20 protein-coding genes are annotated in these 24,101 nt (G+C 71.1%); 17 read left to right on the forward strand and 3 right to left on the reverse strand.

Translation table 11 applies throughout. The features are described 5' to 3' along the window. Window positions 1-11: 11 nt before the first annotated feature. A complete protein-coding gene (locus QE410_RS12425) occupies window positions 12-1,895 on the reverse strand; it encodes a phosphoenolpyruvate carboxykinase (GTP) (protein WP_307332448.1) in 1,884 nt (627 codons plus the stop codon). 118 nt (window positions 1,896-2,013) lie between these two features. On the opposite strand from QE410_RS12425, the gene QE410_RS12430 reads away from it, so the two are divergent. The 8 genes from QE410_RS12430 to QE410_RS12465 all read left to right on the forward strand — a co-directional run bounded on the left by QE410_RS12430 (window position 2,014) and on the right by QE410_RS12465 (window position 9,663). Then, window positions 2,014-3,453 carry a helix-turn-helix transcriptional regulator gene (locus QE410_RS12430; protein WP_307332451.1) on the forward strand — a complete coding sequence of 480 codons (1,440 nt, stop codon included), beginning with the start codon at window positions 2,014-2,016 and terminating at the stop codon, window positions 3,451-3,453. 254 nt (window positions 3,454-3,707) lie between these two features. After that, window positions 3,708-4,829 (forward strand): ABC transporter substrate-binding protein, encoded by a 1,122-nt coding sequence (locus QE410_RS12435; RefSeq protein WP_307332453.1) that lies wholly within the window; start codon window positions 3,708-3,710, stop codon window positions 4,827-4,829. Window positions 4,830-4,867: 38 nt separating this feature from the next. Next, window positions 4,868-5,665 (forward strand): ABC transporter permease subunit, encoded by a 798-nt coding sequence (locus QE410_RS12440; RefSeq protein ID WP_307332456.1) that lies wholly within the window; start codon window positions 4,868-4,870, stop codon window positions 5,663-5,665. Continuing rightward, window positions 5,662-6,492: an ABC transporter permease gene (locus QE410_RS12445; protein WP_307332460.1), complete on the forward strand. Its 831-nt coding sequence runs from the start codon at window positions 5,662-5,664 to the stop codon at window positions 6,490-6,492. Before QE410_RS12440 ends, QE410_RS12445 begins: the two co-directional genes overlap by 4 nt. Continuing rightward, window positions 6,489-7,247, forward strand: a complete 759-nt coding sequence (locus QE410_RS12450; protein ID WP_307332463.1) for an ABC transporter ATP-binding protein — start codon at window positions 6,489-6,491, stop codon at window positions 7,245-7,247. The genes QE410_RS12445 and QE410_RS12450 overlap by 4 nt, the downstream gene beginning before the upstream one ends. Before the next feature lie 19 nt (window positions 7,248-7,266). After that, window positions 7,267-7,869 (forward strand): GTP cyclohydrolase I, encoded by a 603-nt coding sequence (gene folE, locus QE410_RS12455; RefSeq protein WP_307332466.1) that lies wholly within the window; start codon window positions 7,267-7,269, stop codon window positions 7,867-7,869. Between the two features lies 1 nt (window position 7,870). Next, window positions 7,871-8,665, forward strand: a complete 795-nt coding sequence (locus QE410_RS12460) for a creatininase family protein (RefSeq protein ID WP_307332469.1) — start codon at window positions 7,871-7,873, stop codon at window positions 8,663-8,665. Continuing rightward, the gene (locus QE410_RS12465; protein WP_307332471.1) at window positions 8,662-9,663 is read left to right on the forward strand and encodes a LacI family DNA-binding transcriptional regulator; all 1,002 of its coding nucleotides are present in this window, start codon (window positions 8,662-8,664) and stop codon (window positions 9,661-9,663) included. Before QE410_RS12460 ends, QE410_RS12465 begins: the two co-directional genes overlap by 4 nt. A 248-nt stretch (window positions 9,664-9,911) precedes the next feature. On the opposite strand, the gene QE410_RS12470 is transcribed toward QE410_RS12465, so the two are convergent. Then, window positions 9,912-11,384, reverse strand: a complete 1,473-nt coding sequence (locus tag QE410_RS12470; RefSeq protein WP_307332474.1) for an NAD-dependent succinate-semialdehyde dehydrogenase — start codon at window positions 11,382-11,384, stop codon at window positions 9,912-9,914. 229 nt (window positions 11,385-11,613) lie between these two features. Continuing rightward, window positions 11,614-13,497 (reverse strand): FAD-dependent monooxygenase, encoded by a 1,884-nt coding sequence (locus QE410_RS12475; protein ID WP_307332477.1) that lies wholly within the window; start codon window positions 13,495-13,497, stop codon window positions 11,614-11,616. Between the two features lie 97 nt (window positions 13,498-13,594). Here QE410_RS12475 and QE410_RS12480 point away from each other — a divergent pair, with 97 nt between their 5' ends. From QE410_RS12480 to QE410_RS12520, 9 genes are all read left to right on the forward strand, one after another. Further along, on the forward strand, window positions 13,595-14,299 hold the full coding sequence (locus QE410_RS12480) for an IclR family transcriptional regulator (protein ID WP_307332480.1): 705 nt from the start codon (window positions 13,595-13,597) through the stop codon (window positions 14,297-14,299). A gap of 264 nt (window positions 14,300-14,563) precedes the next feature. Further along, a complete protein-coding gene (locus QE410_RS12485; RefSeq protein WP_307332483.1) occupies window positions 14,564-16,222 on the forward strand; it encodes a thiamine pyrophosphate-binding protein in 1,659 nt (552 codons plus the stop codon). Window positions 16,223-16,232: 10 nt separating this feature from the next. Further along, the gene (locus tag QE410_RS12490; RefSeq protein WP_307332484.1) at window positions 16,233-16,658 is read left to right on the forward strand and encodes a GNAT family N-acetyltransferase; all 426 of its coding nucleotides are present in this window, start codon (window positions 16,233-16,235) and stop codon (window positions 16,656-16,658) included. A gap of 278 nt (window positions 16,659-16,936) precedes the next feature. Continuing rightward, on the forward strand, window positions 16,937-18,478 hold the full coding sequence (locus tag QE410_RS12495; protein ID WP_307332487.1) for a fumarylacetoacetate hydrolase family protein: 1,542 nt from the start codon (window positions 16,937-16,939) through the stop codon (window positions 18,476-18,478). Continuing rightward, on the forward strand, window positions 18,478-19,212 hold the full coding sequence (locus QE410_RS12500) for a GntR family transcriptional regulator (protein WP_307332490.1): 735 nt from the start codon (window positions 18,478-18,480) through the stop codon (window positions 19,210-19,212). The genes QE410_RS12495 and QE410_RS12500 overlap by 1 nt, the downstream gene beginning before the upstream one ends. Before the next feature lie 88 nt (window positions 19,213-19,300). Next, complete coding sequence (gene hpaE / locus QE410_RS12505; protein WP_307332493.1) at window positions 19,301-20,821, forward strand: 5-carboxymethyl-2-hydroxymuconate semialdehyde dehydrogenase; 1,521 nt, start codon at window positions 19,301-19,303, stop codon at window positions 20,819-20,821. A 216-nt stretch (window positions 20,822-21,037) separates the two neighbouring features. After that, window positions 21,038-22,189, forward strand: coding sequence for a 3,4-dihydroxyphenylacetate 2,3-dioxygenase (gene hpaD / locus QE410_RS12510; protein ID WP_307332496.1), 1,152 nt, complete (start codon window positions 21,038-21,040; stop codon window positions 22,187-22,189). Between the two features lie 94 nt (window positions 22,190-22,283). Beyond that, a complete protein-coding gene (locus QE410_RS12515) occupies window positions 22,284-23,069 on the forward strand; it encodes a fumarylacetoacetate hydrolase family protein (RefSeq protein ID WP_307332499.1) in 786 nt (261 codons plus the stop codon). Continuing rightward, window positions 23,054-23,854: an aldolase/citrate lyase family protein gene (locus QE410_RS12520; RefSeq protein ID WP_307332504.1), complete on the forward strand. Its 801-nt coding sequence runs from the start codon at window positions 23,054-23,056 to the stop codon at window positions 23,852-23,854. The genes QE410_RS12515 and QE410_RS12520 overlap by 16 nt, the downstream gene beginning before the upstream one ends. The last annotated feature ends 247 nt before the right edge of the window (window positions 23,855-24,101 follow it).

Raw genomic sequence — 24,101 nt, forward strand, 5'->3', positions numbered from 1 at the left:
AGCGAGCGGAATCAGGCCCGCTGCAGGCGGTACCGCAGCGACGCGAGCTCGGCGCGGAGCGCCGCCGGCAGGTGCGAGCCGAAGGTGTCGTAGAACTCCTCGGTCATGTCGGCCTCGGCCAGCCACGAGCGGGCGTCGACCGAGAACAGCTCGACGAGGTCGGCGGCCGGCAGGTCGAGGCCCGACAGGTCGAGGTCCTCGATCTTCGGCAGACGTCCGATGGGGCTCTCCACGGCGTCGACCTGACCGTCGACCCGGCGGATGATCCAGTCGATGACGCGGGCGTTGTCGCCGAAGCCGGGCCAGAGGAAGCGGCCGTCGTCACCCTTGCGGAACCAGTTGACCTGGAAGATGCGCGGCGCACGATCGAAGCGCAGCTTCTGCCCGACGCTCAGCCAGTGACCGAAGTAGTCGCCCATGTTGTAGCCGCAGAAGGGCAGCATCGCGAAGGGGTCGCGGCGCAGCTCGCCGACCGTGCCTTCCTGCGCGGCGGTCTTCTCCGAAGAAACCGTCGAGCCGATGAAGACGCCGTGCGACCAGTCGGTGGCCTCGACGACGAGCGGCACGTTCGTCGCGCGTCGACCGCCGAACAGGATGACGTCGAGCGGCACGCCCTCGGGAGCCTCCCAGTCCTCCGCGATCTGCGGGCACTGCGCGGCGCCGACCGTGAAGCGGGAGTTGGGGTGCGCGGCCGGGCGGCCCGACGCGGGCGTCCACGGGTTGCCCTGCCAGTCGGTCAGGTGCGGCGGCGCCTCGTCGGTCAGGCCCTCCCACCACACGTCGCCGTCGGGGCGCAGCGCCACGTTCGTGAAGATCGTGTTGCCCCACAGCGTCTCGATCGCGGTGACGTTGGTCGACTCCCCCGTGCCCGGGGCGACGCCGAAGAAGCCGGCCTCGGGGTTGATGGCCCACAGGCGCCCGTCTTCGCCGGGGCGGATCCACGTGATGTCGTCACCGAGGGTCTCGACGCGCCAACCGGGGATGGTGGGGCGCAGCATCGCGAGGTTGGTCTTGCCGCAGGCCGACGGGAAAGCCGCCGCCACATGGTAGGCCTTGCCCTTCGGGTCGATCACGCGGATGAGCAGCATGTGCTCGGCGAGCCAGCCCTCGTCGCGGCCGATGACCGAGGCGATACGCAGGGCGAAGCACTTCTTCGCCAGGATCGCGTTGCCGCCGTAGCCCGAGCCGAACGACCACACCTCGAGGGTGTCGGGGAAGTGCACGATGTACTTCTCGTCGTTGCAGGGCCAGGTGACGTCGGCCTCGCCCGGCGCGAGCGGGGCACCGACGGAGTGGACGGTCTTCACCCACGGGGCGCCCTGGGCGATCTGCTCGAGCACCGCCGTGCCCACGCGCGTCATGACACCGATGGATGCCACGGCGTAGGCGCTGTCGGTGATCTGCACGCCGATGTGGCTGAGGGGGCCGCCGACCGCGCCCATCGAGAAGGGCACGACGTACATCGTGCGCCCGCGCATCGAGCCCTCGAAGACGCCGTTCAGCGTCTCCCGGATCTCGGCCGGGGCGATCCAGTTGTTGGTGGGCCCGGCATCCTCTTCGCTCTCGGAGGCGATGTAGGTGCGCGACTCAAGACGAGCGACGTCGCCGGGGTGCGAGCGGGCCAGGTACGAACCGGGACGCCACTCGGGGTTGAGCTTGATGAGCTTGCCCTCGTCGACCATCTCGCGCAGCAGCGCGTCGTTCTCGGCGGCGGAGCCGTCGACCCAGTGGATGCGGTCGGGCTGCGTGAGGGCCGCGACCTGGTCGACCCAGGCGGTGAGAGCGGCGAGACCCGGGCCCTGGACGGCCGGACGGACTCCGTGTCCGGGGCGGGGAGTGCGAGCGGCGGGCGCGGCGGTGCGCGGAGTGGAGCTGAAGATGTCGGCGAGAGCCATGTCGTTCTCCTCGGTTGAGAGCAAACTCGGTGTCGTTCCTCCATGGTGGGGGGTTCCAGGCCCCCTTTTCCAACGAAATGTCTGGCAAGAATTCGGTTTCTTTCGCTATGGTCAAGGAATGGCGTCGTCGTTCGAGCTCACCACCCTGGGTCATCGCATCCGTCACCACCGCCTGTCTCGGGGGCTCACACTCGACGAGCTGGGCGCGCTGGTGGGTGTGGCGGGCAGCCAGCTCAGCCTCATCGAGAACGGCAAGCGCGAACCCAAGCTGTCTCTCCTGCAGGAGATCGCCCGCGCGACCGAGACCGAGGTGACCGAGCTGCTCTCGAGCGAGCCGCCGAACCGACGCGCGGCCCTGGAGATCGAACTCGATCGGGCCCAGACCAGCCCGTTCTTCCGCCAGCTCGGCATCCCCCCGGTCAAGGTCACGAAGGGCACGAGCGACGACACCATCGAAGCCGTGCTCGGCCTGCACCGCGAGCTGCAGCGTCGGGAGCGGGCCACCATCGCCAGCCCCGAAGAGGCCCGCCGCGCGAACACCGAGCTGCGCCTGCGCATGCGCGAGACGGCGAACCATCTCCCCGAGATCGAGCGCCTCGCCGAGAAGCAGCTCAAAGCAGCCGGGCACACCACCGGCGCCCTCACGCACCGCACCGTCAGCATCATGGCCGAGCAGCTCGGGTTCGACCTCCTCTACGTCAGCGACCTGCCGCACTCGGCCCGCTCGGTCACCGACCTCGAGAACGGCCGCATCTACCTTCCGCCCGCCTCCATCCCCGGCGGGCACGGCCTGCGGTCGATGGCCCTGCAGGCGATGGCCCACCGCCTGCTCGGGCATCGACCGCCCACCGACTACGCCGACTTCCTGCAGCAGCGCCTCGAGATCAATTACTACGCCGCGTGCTGCCTCATGCCCGAGACGAGCTCGGTCGCCTTCCTCGCGCAGGCGAAGAAAGACCGCAACCTCGCCGTCGAGGACTTCCGCGACGCCTTCGGCGTCACTCACGAGGCCGCCGCGATGCGCATGACGAACCTCATGACGACGCACCTCGGCATCAAGCTGCATTTCCTGCGCGTCGACGGCGACGGCGCGATCTCACGCGTATACGAGAACGACGGACTTCCCCTGCCGACGGATGTGACCGGATCCGTGGAGGGACAAGTCGTCTGCAAGAAGTTCTCGGCGCGGTCGGCATTCGCCGAACACAACCGCACCACCGAGCACTACCAGTACACCGACACTCCCGCGGGGACCTTCTGGTGCTCGACGCAGACCGGCACGACCAGCGACGGCGACTTCTCGATCACCGTGGGCGTGCCGTTCGACGATGCGCGGTGGTTCCGTGGACGCGAGACGTCGAAACGGGGCGTGTCGCGCTGCCCCGACGAGTCGTGCTGCCGACGCCCCGACGCCGAAGCCGCCGAACGCTGGCAGGGCAAGGCCTGGCCGAGCGCACGGGTGCACCGGCACATGTTCTCGCCCCTGCCCCGCGGCATGTTCCCCGGCGTCGACGACGCCGAGGTCTTCGCGTTCCTGGATCGCCACGCGAACGGCTGACGCCCTCGATCTGGGGATACCGCGGCGCTCCGACGCCGCGGACGGCTGACCCGCGCGCGCCCGGCGAGGACGCCGCAGTCGCACCTGAGAGCCGGGCGCGGGTACCGCCGGCGAGGGAGGGCGGCCGGCTCCGCCACGTTCCGACCGCACGCGCGATCCAGAGCCACGAAACGCAAACGACACATCACCGGCCTCTTCACGAAAAGTAAAACATTTACATTGGCGGGACACTCACCGATACGGAGGCTCCCGACATGTCACACCTTCGCACCGCCCCGCTCCCCGCTCCCTCGTCGCCCACTCGCACCGCGCGCCGCCGCCGCCGGGGCGTCACCGTCGGCGCGGCCGGCGCCCTGCTCCTTGCCCTGACCGTCAGCGGCTGCGCCTCGCCCGCCGCATCGTCCGGCGACGCATCGTCGGACTCGTTCGGCACCGCCAGCGTCGCCCTCAGCTGGATCAAGAACTACGAATTCGCCGGCTACTACTTCGGCGAGGACGACGGCGACTACACCGACGCCGGGTTCGACGGCGTCGACCTCATCGCCGGCGGCGGCAACACCAACTCGTGGGACCTCGTCCTCGGCGGTCAGGCGCAGATCGGCCTCGCGTCCGATCTCACCGGCATCACCGGGGCGATCAACGACGGCGCCGGCCTGAAGATCATCGGGGCCCAGTTCGTCAAGAACCCCGTGGGCTTCGTCTCGCTCGCGGCCAACCCCATCCGCACCGTCGACGACCTGAAGGGCAAGCGCATCGGCGTCGACGCGGGCGGCAAGCTCGCCGTCGAAGCGGTACTCGAGGCCAACGACCTGCCCTCCGACACCGTCGAGTTCGTCTCGGTGCCCAGCGGCATCGACCCGCTCATGAACGGTGAGGTCGACGCCCTCATCGGCTTCCTGACCAACTACCCGATCGCGGTCAAGAACGCCGGCGGCGACGTCGTGACCATGTCGTTCGCCGACGCGAACTACGCCCAGTTCGGAGACGCGGTCGTGGTCAGCGAAAAGGCGCTCAGCGAGAACCGCGACGAGCTCAAAGCCATCATGAAGGCGAGCATCGAGGGCTGGAACACCGCCCTCGACAAGGGCACGGATGCCATCGCCGACATCGCGATGAAGCACGGCGGCGCCGACAACGGCCTCGACCGCCAGCTGCAGGTCGACTCCGCGGGCGTGCTGCCCTCGTTCATGCTCACCAAGGACACCGTGAAGAACGGCATCTTCACGCTCACGCCCGATCTCATCGACCAGGCGGTCTCCTCGCTCGCCGCCGCCGGCATCACGGCCGACCCGAGCATGTTCGACACCTCGCTCCTCGAAGAGGTGTACGCCGAGAACCCCGACCTGATCCCGGGCTTCACCGTCCCGGCATCCTGAACGACACCCACCGGACCGCACAGAGAGGACGCCGCGTCATGAGCCCGACACCTGTGCGCGGCGTCCTCTACGGCGCCGCGGGCCTGGCCGTGCTGCTGGTCGCCTGGCACATCGTCGCCGTCACGGTCTACCAGCGCGCCAACGGCAGCGCCGGGCCCGTGCCTCCCCCGTTGCCCGTCTTCGCCCGCGCACTGTCCGGGCTGTTCGGCGGCGCCTACGCCGAAGGCCTCGCCGCGACCGCCGGTGCGGCCCTGACCGGGTACGCCCTCGCGGTGGTGATCGCGCTGGTGCTCGGCATCCTGGTCATGATCGCCCCCACTCTGGGTCCGTTCGCCTCGCAGCTGGGGGTCGTCGCGGCGTGCGCGCCGGCGGCGGCGATCGCGCCCATCGTGGTGCTCCTGAGCCCCTCGGGCAGCCGGGCCGTCAGCGTGGTGCTGGCGCTGCTGGCCGTGGAGTTCCCGCTCGTGGTGGGGGTGCTGCTGGGGCTTCGCTCCGCTGCGCCCGCGCAGATCGATCTCGTTCACGCGTACGGCGGCGGGGCCCCGATGGCGATCCGCAAGGTGCGGGTGATCTCGGCCATTCCGGCGCTGCTCGCCGCGTTGAAGCTCGCGGCTCCGGCGGCGTTCCTCGGAGCCATGACGGGTGAATTCTTCACCGTCGGCGTCGACGAGGGTGCCGGCCGACTGCTCATCTCGCAGCAGTACGTCGGCGATTACACCGGCATGTGGGCGATCGCCCTGCTGGCCACTGTCGTCTCGGCGTCGGGCTACGGCGCGATCGCCGTGCTCGGCCGTCTTCTCGCACCCTGGACGGCACACACCGGGAGCACACGATGACCCGCACGCCCGCCTGGGTCTGGACGACCCTGTGCACGCTCGCCACCGCGCTGCTGCTCCTGCTGGGCTGGCAGCTCGCGATCACCCTCTCCGGACTCAGCCCCTACCTCGCGAAGACGCCCATCGACGTGTGGCGCTACCTCTTCGTCGACGGGGGCGGCAAACCCTTCGACGCCGGCGAACGACGCGCCGCGCTCGCACCGATGATCGGTGTGACGCTCGGGCACAGTGCTGTCGGACTGCTGCTCGGCGTCACCGCCGGGTTCATCGGCGCGGTCGCCCTCACCGCCTCGCGCGCGCTGCGCTCGATCTTCCTGCCGCTCGCCCTGCTGCTGCAGACGGTGCCGCTCATCGCCATGGCTCCGGTCATCTACGCCGTCTTCGGCTCGGGCATCCTCACCGCGGCGGCCGTGGCTGCGGTGGTGACGTTCTTCCCGCTGCTGATGAACATCGGCGCGGGTCTCACCTCGACCTCCGCCGAGACGGTCGACCTCGTGCGCGCGTACGGCGGTGGACGATGGACGCTGCTGCGGTTCGTGCAACTGCCGGCATCCCTCCCCTCGCTGTTCGCCGGGCTGAAGCTGGCCGCCCCCGCGACCGTGTCGGCGGCGACCCTGTACGAGTTCCTGTTCTCGTTCGAGGGTCTCGGCGCCAACCTGTTGACGAGCAAGTCGTACTCCGACTACGGCCTGCTGTGGACGCTCGTGGTGATCACGGTGCTGCTCTCGCTCGCCGCCTACGGCCTGGTCGTCGCGGCTGAGACGCTGCTGCTCGCCGGCCGCTTCCCCCCGCGCGCTTCGACCCCCGCCCAGAAAGGCCACGCATGACCGAGTCCGGTGTGCACATCCGCGCCCTCACGCGCCAGTTCGCGGCCCGCGGCGGTCCCGTCGTCGCGGTGGACGGCGTCGACCTCGACACCCCGCGCGGGTCGTTCCTGTCGCTGCTCGGGCCGTCGGGCTGCGGCAAGTCGACGGTGCTGCGCATGCTCGCGGGCCTCGATACCCCCACGTCGGGCACCGCGACCGTCAATGACCTCACCCCCGCAGCCCTCCGCCGCACCCACGCTTTCGGCATCGCCTTCCAAGACCACGCACTGCTGCCCTGGCGCACCGTCGAGCGCAACATCGCCCTGCCGTTCGAGATCGCCGGTCTCCCCGTCGACGAGGACTGGGTGAACGAGCTGCTTCATCTCGTGCGACTCGAGCAGTTCGCGAAATCGCGCCCGTGGCAGCTGTCGGGCGGCATGCGCCAGCGCGTGGCGATCGCTCGGGCACTGGCCCTGCGCCCGAGCGTGCTGTTCCTCGACGAGCCGTTCGGCGCCCTCGACGACGTCACCCGCCAGCGCCTCAACGTCGAGCTGCAGCGCCTGTGGAGCGAGCAGCGCGCGACCACCGTGATGGTCACGCACGGGGTGCAGGAGGCGGTCTTCCTCAGCGACCAGGTCGCGGTGATGAGCCCGCGCCCCGGTCGCATCAAGGAGGTCATCGACATCGACCTGCCCCGGCCTCGCACGCTCGAGATGACGAGCACTCCCGAGTTCCACGCCTACGTCGACCGCGCCAGCGCGCTCCTGTTCCACTGATCCCCCGAAAGGCCGTCTCATGACCGACCTCATGCCCGTCGCCACCACGCACGCCACCCCCGATCTGGATGCCGCCGAAGCGGGCATCCGCATGTACATGCGCGCGATCGGCCTCGACACCGACCACCCCACCCTCGTCGACACGCCCCGACGGGTCGCGCACGCCGGCCTCGACCTGTTCGCAGGGATGGACGGCGACCCGCATCGCGCGCTCGGCGGCGGCGAGCCCATCGAGGGCGTCTACCCCGGACCCGTCGCCGTGCACGACATCCCCTACTCCTCGATGTGCGAGCATCACCTGCTGCCGTTCCAGGGGGTGGTGTCGGTCGTCTACCTTCCCGACCGCTCGTTGGCGGGCATCGGCGACTTCGACGCGATGCTACGTGTGCTCGCCGCCCGCCCGCAGATGCAGGAACGCCTGGCAGACCAGATCGCCGCGGTCGTCTCCGAGACGCTCGACGCGAAAGGCGTGCTCGTGAGGCTGACCGCGCAGCACGCGTGCATGTGGGCGCGCGGCGAGCGCACCGTCGGCTCGACGGCGTTCTCGCTCGCCTCGCGAGGCGTGTACGACACCGATCCCGCGGCACGGGCCGAGGCGCGGGTGCTGCTCGGACTGCACTGACATGCCCGAGTCGACCGAGATCGCGCGCATCGCCGATCGGGACGGGGTCGCACTGGTGCCCGTCGGAGCGACCGAACAGCACGGCCCCCACCTTTCCGTGACCACCGACACGGTCATCGCGGCGGCGTTCGCGGCGGCGGCGTCCGCCCGCGTCGCGAAAGACGTCGCGACCTGGGTGCTCCCGGCCATACCGTTCGGCTATTCCCCCGAGCACGCCGGGCGGCCGGGCACCATCAGCCTCTCGCCCGACACGCTGCTCGCCCTGGCCGACGACATCGGCCGCGGCGTCGCCGCGAGCGGCATCCGTCGCCTGCTCTTCGTCAACGGCCACGGCGGCAATCCCGAGCTGCTGCACGTCGCATGCCGTCAGCTGCGGGAGCGGCGGGGACTCGCGGCGTTCGCCGTGCACGTGCCGGGGCTCCCGCTGCCGCCCGAGCTCACCGAGGGGGTGACGACCGGCGACCTGGACGCCCACGCGGGCCACTACGAGACGAGCGTGATGCTCTCCCTCGACCCCGCCGCCGTGCGAAGGGATGCCGCACGCGCCGACGGTCTGGCCGAGGTCACCGCGGCCGCCGCATCGCTCACCCGCCCGTTCGGAGCGGTGAGCGTTCCGTGGCACGTCGACGACCTCTCGGCGTCGGGCGTCATCGGCGATCCCACCACGGCCGACGCCGGGTGGGGCGCGCGCGCGTTCGCGGCGCAGGCGGCGACTCTGGCCGACATCGTCCGCGCCGTGGCGGCCCATTCCCTTCCGCCGGAGTGGGTACACTCGCGGCGGGGGGATGCCGAATGACCGACGGTCCAGGCCGGACGCCGACCCTCCAAGAGGTGGCGACCGAGGCGAAGGTCAGCCTCGCCACCGCCAGCAACGCCCTCACCGGCAACCGCGGGGTGAGTCCGAAGCTGCGTGATCGCGTGCTCGAGGCGGCGCAGCGGGTCGGGTACCCGCGCGCGTCGGGGCGTCGACGCACCGACCGGACGACGGTGGGCATCGTGCTGCCCGACGTGCGGCATCCGGCCTATGCCGAGCTGGCGCACGCGTTCGAACGCGAGGGCGCCCGCCGCGACTGGTCGCTGGTGCTCGCCGGGTCGGACTACCAGCCCGACATCGAGCTCGACGCGCTCGAGAACCTCGTCCGCACCACCGACGGAGTGCTTCTGTCGCCGTCTCGACCGCCGCGCTCGGGCGTGCATCGCCTGCAGGCCAGCCCCGTGCCGATCGTCGCGTGCGACGAGCCCGCCGACTCGGCGCTCATCGGCGGGTGGGTGCGCTCCGACAACTTCGGCGGCGGACGCGTCGCCGCGCACCATCTGGTCGATGCCGGCGGCACCCGCTTCGCGATGCTCGGCGGCGAGGGGTATCTGCCGTCGACGAAGGAGCGGCGCGAGGGCTTTCTCGCAGGCCTCGCCGACCGCGGCTTCGCCGCCGACGACGTGCTCATCATCGGCGAGGACTACGGCATGGACGGCGGGCAGAGCGCCATGGCCGAGCTCCTCGAGACCGACGCCGACGTCGACGCCGTCTTCGCCGTCAGCGACCTGCACGCGGTGGGGGCGTTCTTCCGCGCGCTGCAGGAGGGACGCTCGGTGCCGGAAGACCTGCTGCTGTGCGGTTTCGACGGCGTCGGCTGGACGCGGCAGATCTCGCCCACCATCACCACCGTCCGCCAGGACTGGGGCAAGATCGCCGCCCGCGCGATGGACATCCTCGACACGCTCATGTCGGGCGGCGAGGGCGACCGGGCTGTCGTCCCCGTCGAGCTGGTGCCGGGCGAGTCGACGCGGCGCTGAGCCGAGCATCCGGGCTCGGGCCCGGCGGGGCGACGGGACGGGCGGCGCCGCGGGGCGGTACCGCGGTGGCGCCGTGCCGTGCTCCGGAAGATCAGCGACGAACCGCCCGGATCGAGCCGCCGGGGCGTCGATCGTCACCGAGATTTCGGAGCGCAGCACCGCGCGGGCGCAGCCCCGATCGAGGACACGAACGGCGGATGCCACGGCCCCGGCGCTCGATGGAGCGCGGGGGCCGTGGCATCCGGGGCTTACGCGTAGGGGTTGGCCGTCAGCGTGTACTTCGTCTGCAGGTACTCGTGGATGCCCTCGTCGCCGCCCTCGCGGCCGAGGCCCGACTGCTTCCAGCCGCCGAAGGGGGCCGCGGCGTTGGAGACGACGCCGACGTTGAGGCCCATCATCCCCGTCTCGAGCTTGTCGATCATGCGCTGACCGCGGGCGAGCGACTCGGTGAAGACGTAGGAGACGAGGCCGTACTCGGTGTCGTTGGCGAGGCGCACGGCGTCGTCCTCGTCGTCGAACGGGATGATCGCGAGCACCGGCCCGAAGATCTCCTCGCGCAGGATGTCGCTGCCCGGCCGCACGTCCGACACCACGGTCGGCTCGAAGAACGTGCCGGGGCCCTCGACCGGCGACCCGCCGGTGGTGACCGTGGCGCCGCGCTCGACGGCATCCCCCACGAGGGTCTTGGCCTTGTCGACCGCGCGGTCGTCGATCAGGGGGCCGATCTGCACGCCCTCCTCGGTGCCGCGACCGATCTTCATGCCCTGCACCCGCTCGGTGACGCGGCGGGTGAACTCCTCGACGACGCTGCGCTGCACGATGAAGCGGTTGGCGGCGGTGCAGGCCTGGCCGATGTTGCGGAACTTCGCCAGCATCGCGCCCTCGACCGCCTTGTCGAGGTCGGCGTCGTCGAACACGACAAAGGGCGCGTTCCCGCCGAGCTCCATCGACGTGCGAAGCACCCCGGGCGCGGCCTGCTGCAGCAGCTTCACGCCCACGGGGGTCGACCCGGTGAACGAGAGCTTGCGCAGGCGCGGGTCGGAGATGATGCGCTCCGACACCGGGCCGGTGTTCGTGGTGGTGACGACGTTGACCACGCCCGCCGGGAGGCCGGCATCCTGCAGGATCTGCGCGAAGAACAGCGTGGTGAGCGGTGTGAGGGTGGCGGGTTTGATGACCACCGTGCAGCCGGCGGCGAGCGCCGGTGCGATCTTGCGGGTCGCCATGGCGAGGGGGAAGTTCCACGGCGTGATCAGGTAGCAGGGCCCCACCGGGTGCTGCGTGACAATCATGCGGCCCGTGCCCTCGGGGTTCGCGCCGTAGCGGCCCTGGGTGTGGGCGGTGACCTCGCTGAACCAGCGCAGGAACTCGCCGCCGTATCCGACCTCACCACGCGCCTCAGCGAGGGGCTTGCCCATCTCGAGCGTCATCAGCAGCGCGACGTCTTCCTTGCGTTCCTGCAGCAGGTCGAAGGCGCGGCGGAGGATCTCGGCACGCTCGCGCGCCGGGGTCGCCGCCCACGACGGGAACGCGTCGGCCGCGGCATCCATCGCGGCCACGCCGTCATCGACGGAGGCGTCGGCGATCTCGAGCAGAACGTCGCCGGTGGCCGGGTCGTTCACGGCGACGGTCGTGCCGCCCGCGGCCGCACGCCACTCGCCGTTGATGAGCAGACCGGTGGGCACGGATGCCAGCAGCTCGCTCTCGCGCGGATCAGTCATGAGTCCTCCTGGATCGGGGCGGGGTTCCTCGCCCATTCTTCTCAGCGCGCGGACGCGTGCCGATATACGTTGCGTACAAGGCGCCCGGTGTGCTCGCCGCGGTGGCCAGCAGGACGGGCCCGGGCCCGGGGCAGCGCCGGAGTGGGGGGCAGCGCCCCCTCGGCCGCTCGATAAACGCCCATCCGAGCGAGACACGACGCGTGCCGACGTTTCTCACTCGACGGAGCGTTTATCGCGAGGGGCCGGAGCCGGCCGCGACGCGCGTAGCCGCCGGCTCGGCGGATGCCGGGTGCGCCGCCATCGCCCCGGCGAGGAATCGCTCGAGCCCGGCGGGGTCGGTCAGCGGCAGCACGTGGGCGACGTACTGATCCGGCCGCACCACCACGACCGCCCCCTCGGCGCCGATGCCGCGCTCGACGAAGATGTCGCTGGTCGTCCAGGCCGAGGGCGCTGCGGCGAAGACCTTCTCGAGGTCGGTGAGGCCGAGCGGGCCCGACCGCGGCCGGAACAGCGCCGGCACCTCGACGACGTCCTCCCAGCGCCCGGGGAAGATCGCCTTCACATCGAACACCGCGTCGAGGTCGGCGCCCTCGGGCGTGAAACGTTCGACGATCCGGTGCGCCTCCGCCGCCCATTCCGCCAGCGCCGAGCCTGCGGCATCCGCGAAAACATAGATCCGCCACCGCCCGTCGGCCTTCGCGTGATGCCCGAGGTGCACGGGGTTGCCGTCGCACACCCGCACGACCTCGGCGCTTTTGAACCGCTTGCCGACGGGGAATCCGGATGCCAGCTCCGCCGCCGCGTCGCCCGAAACGATCGCGGACGGGGCGTACTGCGTGCCGAAGCCGGAGGGGAACTCGGCGGTGGCGAGGTAGTACGTCGCGAGCTCGTCGGGGTCGGTGATCTCGCCGGGCTTACGGGCCATGAGCGCCGACCACTCGCGGTCGAAGTCGATGAGCTGCTGGGCGACGGGTCGGCGCTCGGCGTCGTAGGTGCGCAGCAGATCGGCGGGGGCGAGGCCGGTGAGCACGTGGCCGAGCTTCCAGCCGAGGTTGAAGCCGTCTTGTATAGACACGTTCATGCCCTGCCCGGCCTTGGCGCTGTGCGTGTGGCAGGCGTCTCCAGTGAGGAAGACGCGGGGGTTGTCGAGGTCGTCGACGAACTGATCGGTCACCCGGTGGCCCACCTCGTACACGCTGTGCCAGGCGACCTGCCTCACGTCGATCGTGTAGGGGTGCAGGATCGCGTTCGCCCGGGCGATCACCTCCTCGAGCGGCGTCTGGCGCACGCGGTGATCGTCGTCTTCCGCGACCTCGCCGAGGTCGATGTACATGCGGCTGAGGTACCCGCCCTCGCGCGGGATGTGCAGGATGTTGCCGGCCACGGCGTTGATCGCGCACTTGATGCGCCAATCGGGGAAGTCCGTCTCGACGAGCACGTCCATCACGCCCCACGCGTGCCGGGCAGCGACCCCGACGTGCGTGCGGCCGATCGCCTGGCGCACGCCGCTGCGCGCGCCGTCGCAGCCGACGACGTACCGTGCGCGGATGGTCCGCTCTCCCGTCGCCGCGCGCACGCGCACCTCGACGGCGTCGACACCCACGGCGAGGCCGAGGAACTCGACGCCGTAATCGGGAGTGATGCGCGCGGGGCCGTTCGCGGCGGCCTCGGCGAAGTAGTCGAGCACCCGCGCCTGGTTGACGATGAGGTGCGGGTACTCGCTGATCTTGTACGCGTAATCCTCGGTGCGGGAGTGGCGCACGATGCGGTCGGGGTTCTCGGGGTCGGGGGCCCAGAAGTTCATCCAGCCGATGTTGTACGCCTCGGCGGTGATGCGGTTCGCGAACCCGAAGGCCTCGAAGGTCTCGACGCTGCGCGGCTGGATGCCGTCGGCTTGGCCGACGGCGAGGCGCCCGTCGCGCTTCTCGATGATCCGCGTGGTCAGCTGCGGGAACTGCGACAGCTGCGCCGCGAGCAGCATGCCCGCGGGGCCCGAGCCGACGATGAGCACGTCGACCTCGTCGGGGAGCTCCGCCGGCCTGTCGATACCGGTGCCGGCCGCGTTCTGCACGCGGGGGTCGCCCGAGACGTAGCCGTGATGGTGGAACTGCATCGTTTCTCCTGACGTCGATGTCGGGGTTGCCTCGTCGCGGCCGCTGTTCTATATTCGAACGCAACGTTCAGCTATCGAACGAGAGATTAGTCGCCCCATGTCCCCACGGCAAGATGCGCCGCCCGCTTCTCAGACGTTGAGCCGTGGCATCCGTCTGCTCGAAGAGCTTGCCGACGCGCGCACGCCGCTGACGATCGACGACCTCGCCGCCCGCGTCGACCTGCACCGTTCGGTCGCCTACCGGCTCCTGCGCACGCTTGAAGACCACGGTCTGGTGACACGGGATGCCGCGGGCGCCGTGCGCCTGGGAACGGGCCTCGCCGCACTGGCCGCGGGCGTCGCCGCCGACCTGCAGGCCGAAGCCCTGCCCGAACTCACGATCGCCGCGAACGAGCTCGGCATGACCTGCTTCCTCGTCGTGCTCGACCACGACGAGTGCGTGACGCTGACCAGCGTCGAGCCGCGTCACGCGGTGACCGCCGTGGCGCAGCGGCCGGGGGCGCGGCATCCGGTGACCCGGGGAGCCCCCGGGCGAGCGATCCTCGCCCAGCTCCCGCCGCGGCGCTGGCCTGACGACGTCGACGCCCGCCTCGCGGCCGAGATCGCCGACGCCGCCGAGCGCGGGTGGGCGACGAGCCACGACGAGGTCGTCCCGTCACTGCGGGCCGTGGCCGTGCCGCTCGCCGTGCAGGGCCGCGAGCCCGCGGCGATCGCCGCGGTCCACGTCGCGGCGGACGCCGACGACGCCGCGATCGCCGCCCGCCTCACGGCCGCCGCCGCGGCGATCCGCCAGGCGCTCTGACGCGTTCTGGCGCCCGCGTCCGCGCGCGCGAGGGGTCAATTCTTGTCGCCTGGCGCACCTCCGAAGCGACAGAAAGTGACCCCTCACGCGCGGCACGCGCGGGCTCGGGCGAGGAGCGGGCGCTCCGGGAGGGGGCTGCCCCTATACTCGATCCCGTCAGGCGCACGAGGTCGTGCGTCGCTGCTCGAAAAAAGGGCACGTAGCGCGGACAGCGCGAGACACATACGGCATCCATCCGTCCCGTCTCGAAAGGCTTCCTTCGTCATGCCCACCGTCTCCGCGCACGTCGCGCACACCCTCGCCCGCCATACCGACACCGTCTTCGGCGTCATGGGCAACGGCAACGCCTACTTCCTCGACACGCTCGGTCGCGACACCCGGGCGAGCTTCGTCGCCGTGCGGCACGAGGCCGCGGGGGTCGTCGCCGCCGACGCGCACTACCGCGCATGCGGACGCCTCGCCGCCGCCACCGCGACCTATGGCGCCGGCTTCACGAACACGCTGACCGCTCTCGCCGAGGCCGTGCAGGCGCGCACGCCCCTCGTGCTCATCGTCGGCGACGAGCCGACCTCGGGCCCCCGACCCTGGGGCGTCGACCAGATCGCGCTCGCCTCGGCGGTCGGCGCCCGCACCTATACGGTGGGCCACCGCGACGCCGCCGCCACGATCGTCATCGCGATCGAGCACGCCCTGACCTATCGCCTGCCGGTGGTCGTCGGCATCCCCTACGATGTCGCGACCCGCGAGGCGGGTGCGGTCCCGGATGCCACGGCCCCCGGCGCCGAACCACAGGTGACGCCGGAGCACCCCCCGCTCGACGCCTACGCCGACGGCGTGATCGACCAGATCGCCGACGCGCTCGCGACCGCCGAACGCCCCGTCCTGCTCGGCGGACGCGGCGCCTGGTTGGCCGAAGCGGGACCGGCGCTCGACGACCTCGCGGCCCTCACCGGATCCCTCACCACCACCAGCGCGCTGGGGCGGGGCCTGTTCTCCGACCCCGCGCGCGACCTCGGCGTCGCGGGCGGCTTCGGCGCCCCCGGGGCGATGCAGCTCGTGCACGAGGCCGACGTCGCCGTGGTCTTCGGCGCGGGCCTGAACCAGTTCACGATGCGCTTCGGGGAGCTCTTCGCACCCGGCACGCGCGTCTTCCAGGTCGATCTCGCGGCCACCGCGACGCACCCGAACGTCGGCGGGTACGTGCGGGGCGATGCCGCCGACGTCGCGGTCGCGATCGCGCAACGCCTGCGCCCGCGCGGCGCAGCCGCGTCGACGTGGGGCAATGGTCTCGACCTCACTGCCGCGCGGCGCCAGCCCGAGGGTCAGGGGATCGGTCCCGACGGCCGGCTCGACCCGCGCACCGCGGCCGCCCGCCTCGCCGAGCTGCTGCCGGAGGACCGGGTGGTCGTGCACGACGGCGGCCACTTCATGGGCTGGTCGAACATGTACTGGCCGGTCGCCTCACCCGACCGCATGATCATGGTCGGCACGGCATACCAGTCGATCGGCCTCGGCTTCCCCAGCGTTCCGGGAGCGGCGATCGCCCGCCCCGACTCCACGATCGTGCTGAGCACCGGCGACGGCGGCGGGCTCATGGCCCTCGCCGACCTCGAGACGGCGATCCGCGTCGCCGGCGGCCGCGGTATCGCCGTGGTGTGGAACGACGCGCAGTACGGCGCCGAGGTCCTCAACTACGGCGTCAAGGGTCTGCATCCCGACCCGATGCTGATCCCCCAGGTCGACTTCGCCGCCGTCGCGCGGGGGTTCGGCGCCGAGGGCGCGGTGGTGGAGTCGGTCGACGAACTCGAGGCGCTGGCATCCTGGGTCTCGCGCTCCCCCGAGGACCGCGGTTTCCTCCTGCTCGACCTGCGGGTGAGCGCCGCGGTCGTCGCGCCGTTCTGGGAGGAGATCGCGGCGCGCTAACGTCGGGGACGTGCGGTATTCGTTCGACGCCCCGACCGCCGCGGAGTTCGCGGCCCTGTACGCCCAGACCGGTTGGGGCGAGTGGCCTCCCGGCACCTTCGAACGCGCCCTCGCGGGGAGCTGGATCGTGTGCTGCGCCCGCGATGACGCCGGAGCGCTGGTCGGGATGGGCCGTCTCATCAGCGATGGCGCCCTGCACGCGTTCGTGACCGAGATGATCGTCGCCGAGACCGCCCGCGGAGCCGGTGTCGGCGCCGAGATCCTCCGGCAGCTCGTGGCCGAGGCGCACCGTCGCGGCGTCCGCGACGTCCAACTCTTCGCCGCCCGCGGCCGCGCGGCGTTCTATGAGCGCAACGGTTTCGTCCGGCGGCCCCTGGATGGACCGGGGATGGATCTGGCCGACGAGCGAGACGTCGCACCCGCACAGAACTCCTGAGTGTTCGTCGCAGACGATCCGACACAGCGGCATCCGGATCCTGTCGCGGCGAAAAGTCAGGAGTCTCGCACGCCCGGGATGGCGGACCGGCCGCGGGATGGCGGACCGGCCGCGTGACGGCGGGCCGGCCGCGGGATGGCGGGCCGGCCGCGCGAGAAGCACGACCGACCGCGACAGCGAGCGGGCGAACCGGCTCAGCCGCGCGCCACCGCTGACGGGAGTCTTGTCGGCCGGAGCGTGATCGTATACGATTTCGCATACGACGCGAAGGAGCTTCTATGGCCGACACCGACCCCCGGTTCTCCGTCCTCGGCGCGCGCCCCGGCAAGATCGTCGCGGTCCACCTCGCGTACACCTCGCGGGCCGACCAGCGCGGCCGCCGCCCCGCCGCTCCCTCCTACTTCTTCAAGCCGTCGAGCTCGCTGGCCCCCACGGGCTCCGAGATCGTCCGCCCCCCGGGCACCGAGCTGCTCGCCTTCGAGGGCGAGATCGCGCTCGTCATCGGCGAACCGGCTCGGTGGGTGACTCCGGATGCCGCGTGGTCGCACGTGGTATTCGTCACCGCCGCGAACGACTTCGGCCTCTACGACCTGCGCGCGAATGACAAGGGCTCGAACGTGCGCTCCAAGGGCGGCGACGGGTACACCCCGCTCGGCCCGGCGCTCCTCGACGCGCGCGCGATCGACCCGGCCGCCATGCGCCTGCGCACGTGGGTCGACGGTGAGCTCGTGCAAGACGACACGACCGCGGGGCTCATCTTCCCTCTCGCCCAGATCGTCGCCGACCTGTCGCAGCACTTCACCCTCGAGACGGGAGACGTCATCCTCACCGGCACCCCCGCGGGTTCGTCGGTGGTCACGCCGGGCCAGGTCGTCGAGGTGCAGGTGGATGCCGGCGGTCTCGCGACCGGCCGGCTCCGCACCACGGTCGTGCAGGGCGAGCGCGCGTTCGATGCCGCGATCGGCTCCCTGCCCGCGGTCGACGACACCCAGCGCACCGAAGCGTGGGGATCGGCCGCCGCTGCCACGAGAACAGGAGACGCCACCGCAACAGGCCAGAATCCGGCGCATCAGCCTGTTCCCGTGGCATCCCCTGCTCTCGTGACGGATGCCGAGACCCCGGCCCCCGCCCTCTCCCCCGCGCTGCGCGCGAAGCTCGAGCGCGTCCCCGTCGCCGCCCTCAGCGGGCAGCTGCGCAAGCGCGGCCTCAACGACGTCACGATCGACGGCGTGCACCCGCTCACCGCGGGCAGCCGCTTTGTCGGCACCGCCCGGACCCTGCGCTTCGTCCCGCACCGCGAAGACCTCTTCGCCACCCACGGCGGCGGCCAGAACGCGCAGAAGCGCGCGTTCGACGCCGTCGGCGAGGGCGAGGTCATCGTCATCGAGGCCCGCGGCGAGACCGGGTCGGGCACGCTCGGCGACATCCTCGCCATCCGCGCCCACGCCCGGGGCGCCGCCGCGATCGTCACCGACGGAGGCGTCCGCGACGCCGCGGCCGTGGCCGCGGTCGGCATCCCCGTGTTCACCGCCGGCCCGCACCCCGCGGTCCTCGGACGTCGCCACGTGCCGTGGCAGACCGACGTCGCCGTCGGCTGCGGCGGCACCACCGTGGAGCCCGGCGACATCCTCGTCGGCGACGGCGACGGCGTGATCGTCATCCCGCCCGCCCTCGCCGAAGAGGTGGCCGACGCCGCCCTCGCCCAAGAGGCCGAGGACGCCTGGATCGCCGAACAGGTGGCATCCGGTCACCCGATCGAGGGACTGTTCCCGATGAATGCCGAGTGGCGCGCCCGCTACGAGAGCGAGAGGGACAGCTGATGGATGCCGATGACCCGACCGCCGCGTCCCGCCCCGGCACGTCGGCGAGCACGACGTCGGTGCCCAGCCGCAGCAAGTCACAGCAGGCCTACCACTGGATCAAACAACGCATCGCCTCGCAGGAGTTCACCCCGGGCTACCGCCTCGTGCTCGGGTCGATCGCCGGCGAGCTCGACATGAGCGTCGTGCCGGTGCGCGAGGCCATCCGCCAGCTCGAGGCCGAGGGTCTCGTCACGTTCGAGCGCAACGTCGGCGCCCGCGTCTCGATGGTCGACGACACCGCGTACCGCTTCAGCATGCAAGCGCTGAGCCTGCTCGAGGGGGCGGCGACGGCCCTGTCGGCCCGGGCGCTGACCACCGAAGACGTGCGTCGCGCACGTCGGGTCAACGATCTGATGGTCGAGACGCTGCAGCGCTTCGATCCCCGCGCCTTCACCGCCCTGAACCAGGAGTTCCACGCGATCCTGTTCGCCAAGTGCGCCAACCCGCGCATGCTCGAACTCGTGCAGGCCGAGTGGGCGCGCCTCGGGCACCTGCGCGACTCGACCTTCAGCTTCGTGCCGGGCCGCGCCGCCGAGTCGGTGCGCGAGCACGAGAACATCCTCGCGCTCATCGAGACCGGCGCCCCGCTCGCCGAGATCGAGGAAACGGCTCGACGCCACCGTTCGGCCACGCTCGACGCCTACATGATCCACGAACACCCTGACCAGGTGCTCGGCCTTCCCGCATTCTGATCCCGGATGCCATGACCCCGCGCCCCGCCGGCGCCTCCGTCCCGGGGCACAGACAACCGGCATCCACCCCTCCAACGAAGGAGCCCGCATGACCACCCCGCAGACCACCGCCCGCCGCATTCCGGCCGAGCTGCCCGCGCGCATCCAGCACTACATCGGCGGCCGGTTCGTCGACTCGGTCGACGGCGACACGTTCGACGTGCTCGACCCGGTGACGAATCAGACCTACCTGCAGGCAGCCGCCGGAAAGAAGGCCGACATCGATCTCGCGGTCGCCGCGGCGCGGACGGCGTTCACCGAGGGTCCGTGGCCGCGCATGCTGCCCCGCGAGCGCTCGCGCGTGCTGCACCGCATCGCCGACCTCGTCGAGTCGCGCGACGAGCGTCTCGCGGAACTGGAGTCGTTCGACTCGGGGCTGCCCATCACCCAGGCACTCGGCCAGGCCCGCCGCGCGGCGGAGAACTTCCGCTTCTTCGCCGACCTGATCGTCGCCCAGACCGATGACGCCTTCAAGGTGCCCGGCCGTCAGCTCAACTACGTCAACCGCAAGCCGATCGGCGTCGCCGGCCTCATCACGCCGTGGAACACCCCGTTCATGCTCGAGTCGTGGAAACTCGGCCCCGCACTCGCGACCGGCAACACCGTGGTGCTCAAGCCCGCGGAGTTCACACCGCTGTCGGCATCCCTGTGGGCCGGGATCTTCGAGGAGGCGGGCCTTCCCGAGGGTGTGTTCAACCTCGTCAACGGCCTCGGAGAGGATGCCGGCGACGCGCTCGTGAAGCACCCCGATGTGCCGCTCATCTCCTTCACCGGGGAAAGCTCGACGGGACAGCTCATCTTCGCCAACGCCGCGCCGTTCCTGAAGGGCCTGTCGATGGAGCTCGGCGGCAAGAGCCCGGCGATCGTCTTCGCCGACGCGGATCTGGATGCCGCCATCGACGCCACCATCTTCGGCGTCTTCTCGCTCAACGGCGAACGCTGCACCGCCGGCAGCCGCATCCTCGTCCAACGCTCCGTCTACGACGACTTCGTCGAGCGCTACGCCGCGCAGGCCGATCGCGTGAAGGTCGGCTTTCCCGACGACCCCGAGACCGAGGTCGGCGCGCTCGTGCATCCCGAGCACTACGCGAAGGTCATGTCGTACGTCGAACTCGGCAAGACCGAGGGGCGCCTGGTCGCCGGCGGCGGTCGCCCTGAGGAGTTCCCGGAGGGGAACTTCGTCCGCCCCACGGTGTTCGCCGACGTCTCCCCCGACGCGCGCATCTTCCAGGAGGAGATCTTCGGCCCGGTCGTGGCGATCACCCCCTTCGACACCGACGAGGAGGCGCTCGCCCTCGCGAACAACACGAAGTACGGCCTCGCCGCCTACGTCTGGACGAGCGACCTCAAGCGCGCGCACCTGTTTGCGCAGAACGTCGAGGCCGGAATGGTGTGGCTGAACTCGAACAACGTCCGCGACCTCCGCACCCCCTTCGGCGGCGTGAAGGCCTCGGGCCTCGGCCACGAGGGCGGCTATCGCTCGATCGACTTCTACACCGACCAGCAGGCCGTGCACATCACGCTCGGCCCCGCGCACAACCCCACGTTCGGCAAGGCGCAGGGGCACTGAGCCCGGGCCCATCGACGGGCTCAGGGACCTCTGCCGGCGGCTGAGCCCGCCACCGGTGACTGAGCCCGCCCCCGGTGGCTGAGCCTGTCGAAGCCACCCCCGACCCACGGACCCCCGGTCCCTTCGACAAGCTCAGGGACCTCCCCCGCCACACGGTGGCTGAGCCTGTCGAAGCCACCCCCGACCCGCAGACCACTTCCCACGCAAGGACGCGAAATGGCAAAGCACACCGAAGAACAGAAGACCTCCTCGGGGTTCTGGGTGACCCAGGAGGCGCCCATCGTCTCCGACGACCCGATCCCCACCCCGACGGCTCCCGCGCCCGACATCCTCCGCTGCGCGTACATGGAGCTCGTGGTCACCGACCTCGCGGCATCCCGTGTCTTCTACGTCGACGTGCTGGGCCTGCACGTCACCGAGGAAGACGACGACGCGATCTACCTGCGCTCGACCGAGGAGTTCATCCACCACAACCTCGTGCTGCGCAAGGGCCCGGTCGCCGCGGTCGCCGCGTTCTCGTATCGCGTGCGGTCCTCCGACGACCTCGACAGAGCGGTGGCGTTCTACGAAGAGCTCGGCTGCGACGTGCGCCGCGAGCCGAACGGTTTCACGAAGGGCATCGGCGACTCGGTGCGCGTGGTCGACCCGCTCGGCTTTCCGTACGAGTTCTTCTTCGACACCGAGCACCAGGAACGCCTGTCGTGGCGCTACGACCTGCACTCCCCCGGCGAGCTGGTGCGCCTCGACCACTTCAACCAGATCACGCCCGACGTCCCGCGTGCGGTCAACTTCATGCAGGCCCTCGGCTTCCGCGTCACGGAAGACATCCAGGATGCCGACGGCACGGTCTACGCGGCCTGGATGCGCCGCAAGCCCACCGTGCACGACACCGCGATGACCGGCGGCGACGGCCCGCGCATGCACCACGTGTGCTTCGCCACGCACGAGAAGCACAACATCCTGGCCATCTGCGACAAGCTCGGCGCCCTCCGCCGATCGGATGCCATCGAGCGCGGCCCCGGTCGCCACGGCGTCTCGAACGCGTTCTACCTCTACCTGCGCGACCCCGACGGGCACCGCGTCGAGATCTACACGCAGGACTACTACACCGGCGACCCCGACAACCCCGTCATCACGTGGGACGTCCACGACAACCAGCGCCGCGACTGGTGGGGTAACCCCGTCGTGCCGTCGTGGTACACCGACGGCTCGCTCGTGCTCGACCTCGACGGCCACCCGCAGCCGGTCCGCGCCCGCGAGGACTCCAGCGAGATGGCCGTGACCATCGGCGCCGACGGCTTCAGCTACACCCGCGCGCCCGAGGCCGCGGCATCCACCTCCGAGTTCAAGCTCGGCAACCAGCTCTGACGCCCCCCACATCGCGTGAGGGGTCGAGCTTTGTCGCCGAGACGTGCGCCCGGCGACACTTCCTGACCCCTCACGCGAAACAAGAAGGAGACCCATGCTCACCGACGACCAGATCGACGCCATCGCGGCCGAGCTCGCCGAGGCCGACCGCACCCACTCGGTCATCCCACTCATCACGGCGAGATTCCCGGATGCCACGGTCGACGACTCGTATCGGATCCAGGGCCGCTGGCGCGACACGCAGCTCGCCGCGGGTCGTACGCTCGTGGGGCGCAAGATCGGCCTGACGTCCAAGGCGATGCAGCAGGCGACGGGCATCACCGAGCCGGACTACGGCGTGATGTTCGACGACACCGTCTACCGTTCGGGCGACGAGGTCCCCGTCGAGCACTTCTCCAACGTCCGCATCGAGGTCGAGCTCGCGTTCGTGCTGAAGGACCCGCTCGCCGGCCCCGACTGCACCCTCGACGACGCCCTCGCCGCGATCGACTACGCCGTGCCCGCGCTCGAGGTGCTCAACTCCCATATCGAGCTGGAGGGCCGCACGATCATCGACACGATCAGCGACAACGCCGCCTACGGCGCGATGGTGCTCGGCGATGTGCACAAGCGTCCCGACGAGATCGACCTGCGGTGGGTCCCCGGAGTGCTGAGCCGCAACGGCGAGATCGAGGAGACGGGGGTCGCAGCCGGCGTCCTGGGCCACCCGGCGACGGGTGTCGCCTGGCTCGCCAACAAGTTCCACCAGCACGGCGCGCGCCTGGAGGCGGGCGAGATCATCCTGGCAGGATCGTTCACGCGCCCGATGTGGGTGTCGCGGGGCGACGACGTCTTCTGCGACTACGGCCCGATGGGAACGATCTCGTGCCGCTTCGTCTGACCCCGACCTTCCGCGCCGCGCTCGCGGCATCCGATCGTGCCCTCGCGGGCATGTGGGTGTGCTCGGCCAGCCCCGTCGCCGCCGAGATCGCCGCGGGCTCGGGCCTCGATTGGCTGCTGCTCGACATGGAGCACTCGGCCACCTCGCTCGAGACCGTGCTCACCCTGCTGCAGGTCACCGCGGCCTACCCGGTGACCCCGGTCGTGCGCGTTCCGTGGAACGACCCGGTCGTCATCAAGCAGGTGCTCGACCTCGGCGCGCAGAACCTCATCGTGCCGATGGTCTCGTCGGCCGACGAAGCGCGCTCCGCCGTCGCCGCGACCCGGTACCCGCCGGAGGGCTTCCGCGGCGTCGGCAGCGCCCTCGCACGAAGCGCGCGCTGGAACCGCGTCGACGGCTACCTCGGCGACGCCTCCGGCCACGTGTCACTCACCGTGCAGATCGAGACGACCGCCGGAGTCGCCGCCGCCGCCGAGATCGCCGCCGTCGAGGGGGTCGATGCCGTCTTCGTCGGCCCCTCCGACCTCTCGGCATCCATGGGTCTGCTCGGCCAGCAGTCGCACCCCGACGTCGTCGCCGCGGTGCACGCGGTGTTCGCCGCGGCAAGGGATGCCGGGACCCCGGTCGGCGTGAACGCCTTCGACCCCGCGGTGGCCGAGGCCTACCTCGACGCCGGCGCCGACTTCGTGGCGGTGGGCGCCGATGTGGCGCTGCTGGCCCGCGCCTCCGAGGCCCTCGCGGCGCGGTTCGTCACGGCCCGCGGCGAGGAGCGCGAGAGCTACTGAGGCGGCGCTCCCCCCGCGAGAAACGCCCCGCCGTGCAAGAAACGGCGTCTCACCGCGTGCCTCGCACGCGACGGCGTTTCTCGGCGGGGTGACGGCGTTCCTCGGCGGGGAACACCGCGCGAGCGCCCGGCCAGCGACTCAGAGGGCGTCTCGCCTGAGCCGGCGCTTCCTTCGCGAGAAACGCCCCGCCGCGCAAGAAACGGCGTCTCACCGCATGTCTCGCACGAGACGGCGTTTCTCAGCGGGG

The sequence above is a fragment of the Microbacterium sp. SORGH_AS_1204 genome, assembly GCF_030818935.1.
Taxonomy (GTDB): domain Bacteria; phylum Actinomycetota; class Actinomycetes; order Actinomycetales; family Microbacteriaceae; genus Microbacterium.

Coding starts and splice junctions, on each gene's coding strand:
- QE410_RS12475 (WP_307332477.1), bottom strand. CDS start 13,497: ATGCAGTTCCACCATCACGGCTACGTCTCGGGCGACCCCCGCGTGCAG.
- QE410_RS12435 (WP_307332453.1), top strand. CDS start 3,708: ATGTCACACCTTCGCACCGCCCCGCTCCCCGCTCCCTCGTCGCCCACT.
- QE410_RS12425 (WP_307332448.1), bottom strand. CDS start 1,895: ATGGCTCTCGCCGACATCTTCAGCTCCACTCCGCGCACCGCCGCGCCC.
- QE410_RS12495 (WP_307332487.1), top strand. CDS start 16,937: ATGGCCGACACCGACCCCCGGTTCTCCGTCCTCGGCGCGCGCCCCGGC.
- QE410_RS12465 (WP_307332471.1), top strand. CDS start 8,662: ATGACCGACGGTCCAGGCCGGACGCCGACCCTCCAAGAGGTGGCGACC.
- QE410_RS12450 (WP_307332463.1), top strand. CDS start 6,489: ATGACCGAGTCCGGTGTGCACATCCGCGCCCTCACGCGCCAGTTCGCG.
- QE410_RS12515 (WP_307332499.1), top strand. CDS start 22,284: ATGCTCACCGACGACCAGATCGACGCCATCGCGGCCGAGCTCGCCGAG.
- QE410_RS12440 (WP_307332456.1), top strand. CDS start 4,868: ATGAGCCCGACACCTGTGCGCGGCGTCCTCTACGGCGCCGCGGGCCTG.
- hpaE (WP_307332493.1), top strand. CDS start 19,301: ATGACCACCCCGCAGACCACCGCCCGCCGCATTCCGGCCGAGCTGCCC.
- hpaD (WP_307332496.1), top strand. CDS start 21,038: ATGGCAAAGCACACCGAAGAACAGAAGACCTCCTCGGGGTTCTGGGTG.
- folE (WP_307332466.1), top strand. CDS start 7,267: ATGACCGACCTCATGCCCGTCGCCACCACGCACGCCACCCCCGATCTG.
- QE410_RS12480 (WP_307332480.1), top strand. CDS start 13,595: ATGTCCCCACGGCAAGATGCGCCGCCCGCTTCTCAGACGTTGAGCCGT.
- QE410_RS12460 (WP_307332469.1), top strand. CDS start 7,871: ATGCCCGAGTCGACCGAGATCGCGCGCATCGCCGATCGGGACGGGGTC.
- QE410_RS12485 (WP_307332483.1), top strand. CDS start 14,564: ATGCCCACCGTCTCCGCGCACGTCGCGCACACCCTCGCCCGCCATACC.
- QE410_RS12445 (WP_307332460.1), top strand. CDS start 5,662: ATGACCCGCACGCCCGCCTGGGTCTGGACGACCCTGTGCACGCTCGCC.
- QE410_RS12430 (WP_307332451.1), top strand. CDS start 2,014: ATGGCGTCGTCGTTCGAGCTCACCACCCTGGGTCATCGCATCCGTCAC.
- QE410_RS12470 (WP_307332474.1), bottom strand. CDS start 11,384: ATGACTGATCCGCGCGAGAGCGAGCTGCTGGCATCCGTGCCCACCGGT.
- QE410_RS12500 (WP_307332490.1), top strand. CDS start 18,478: ATGGATGCCGATGACCCGACCGCCGCGTCCCGCCCCGGCACGTCGGCG.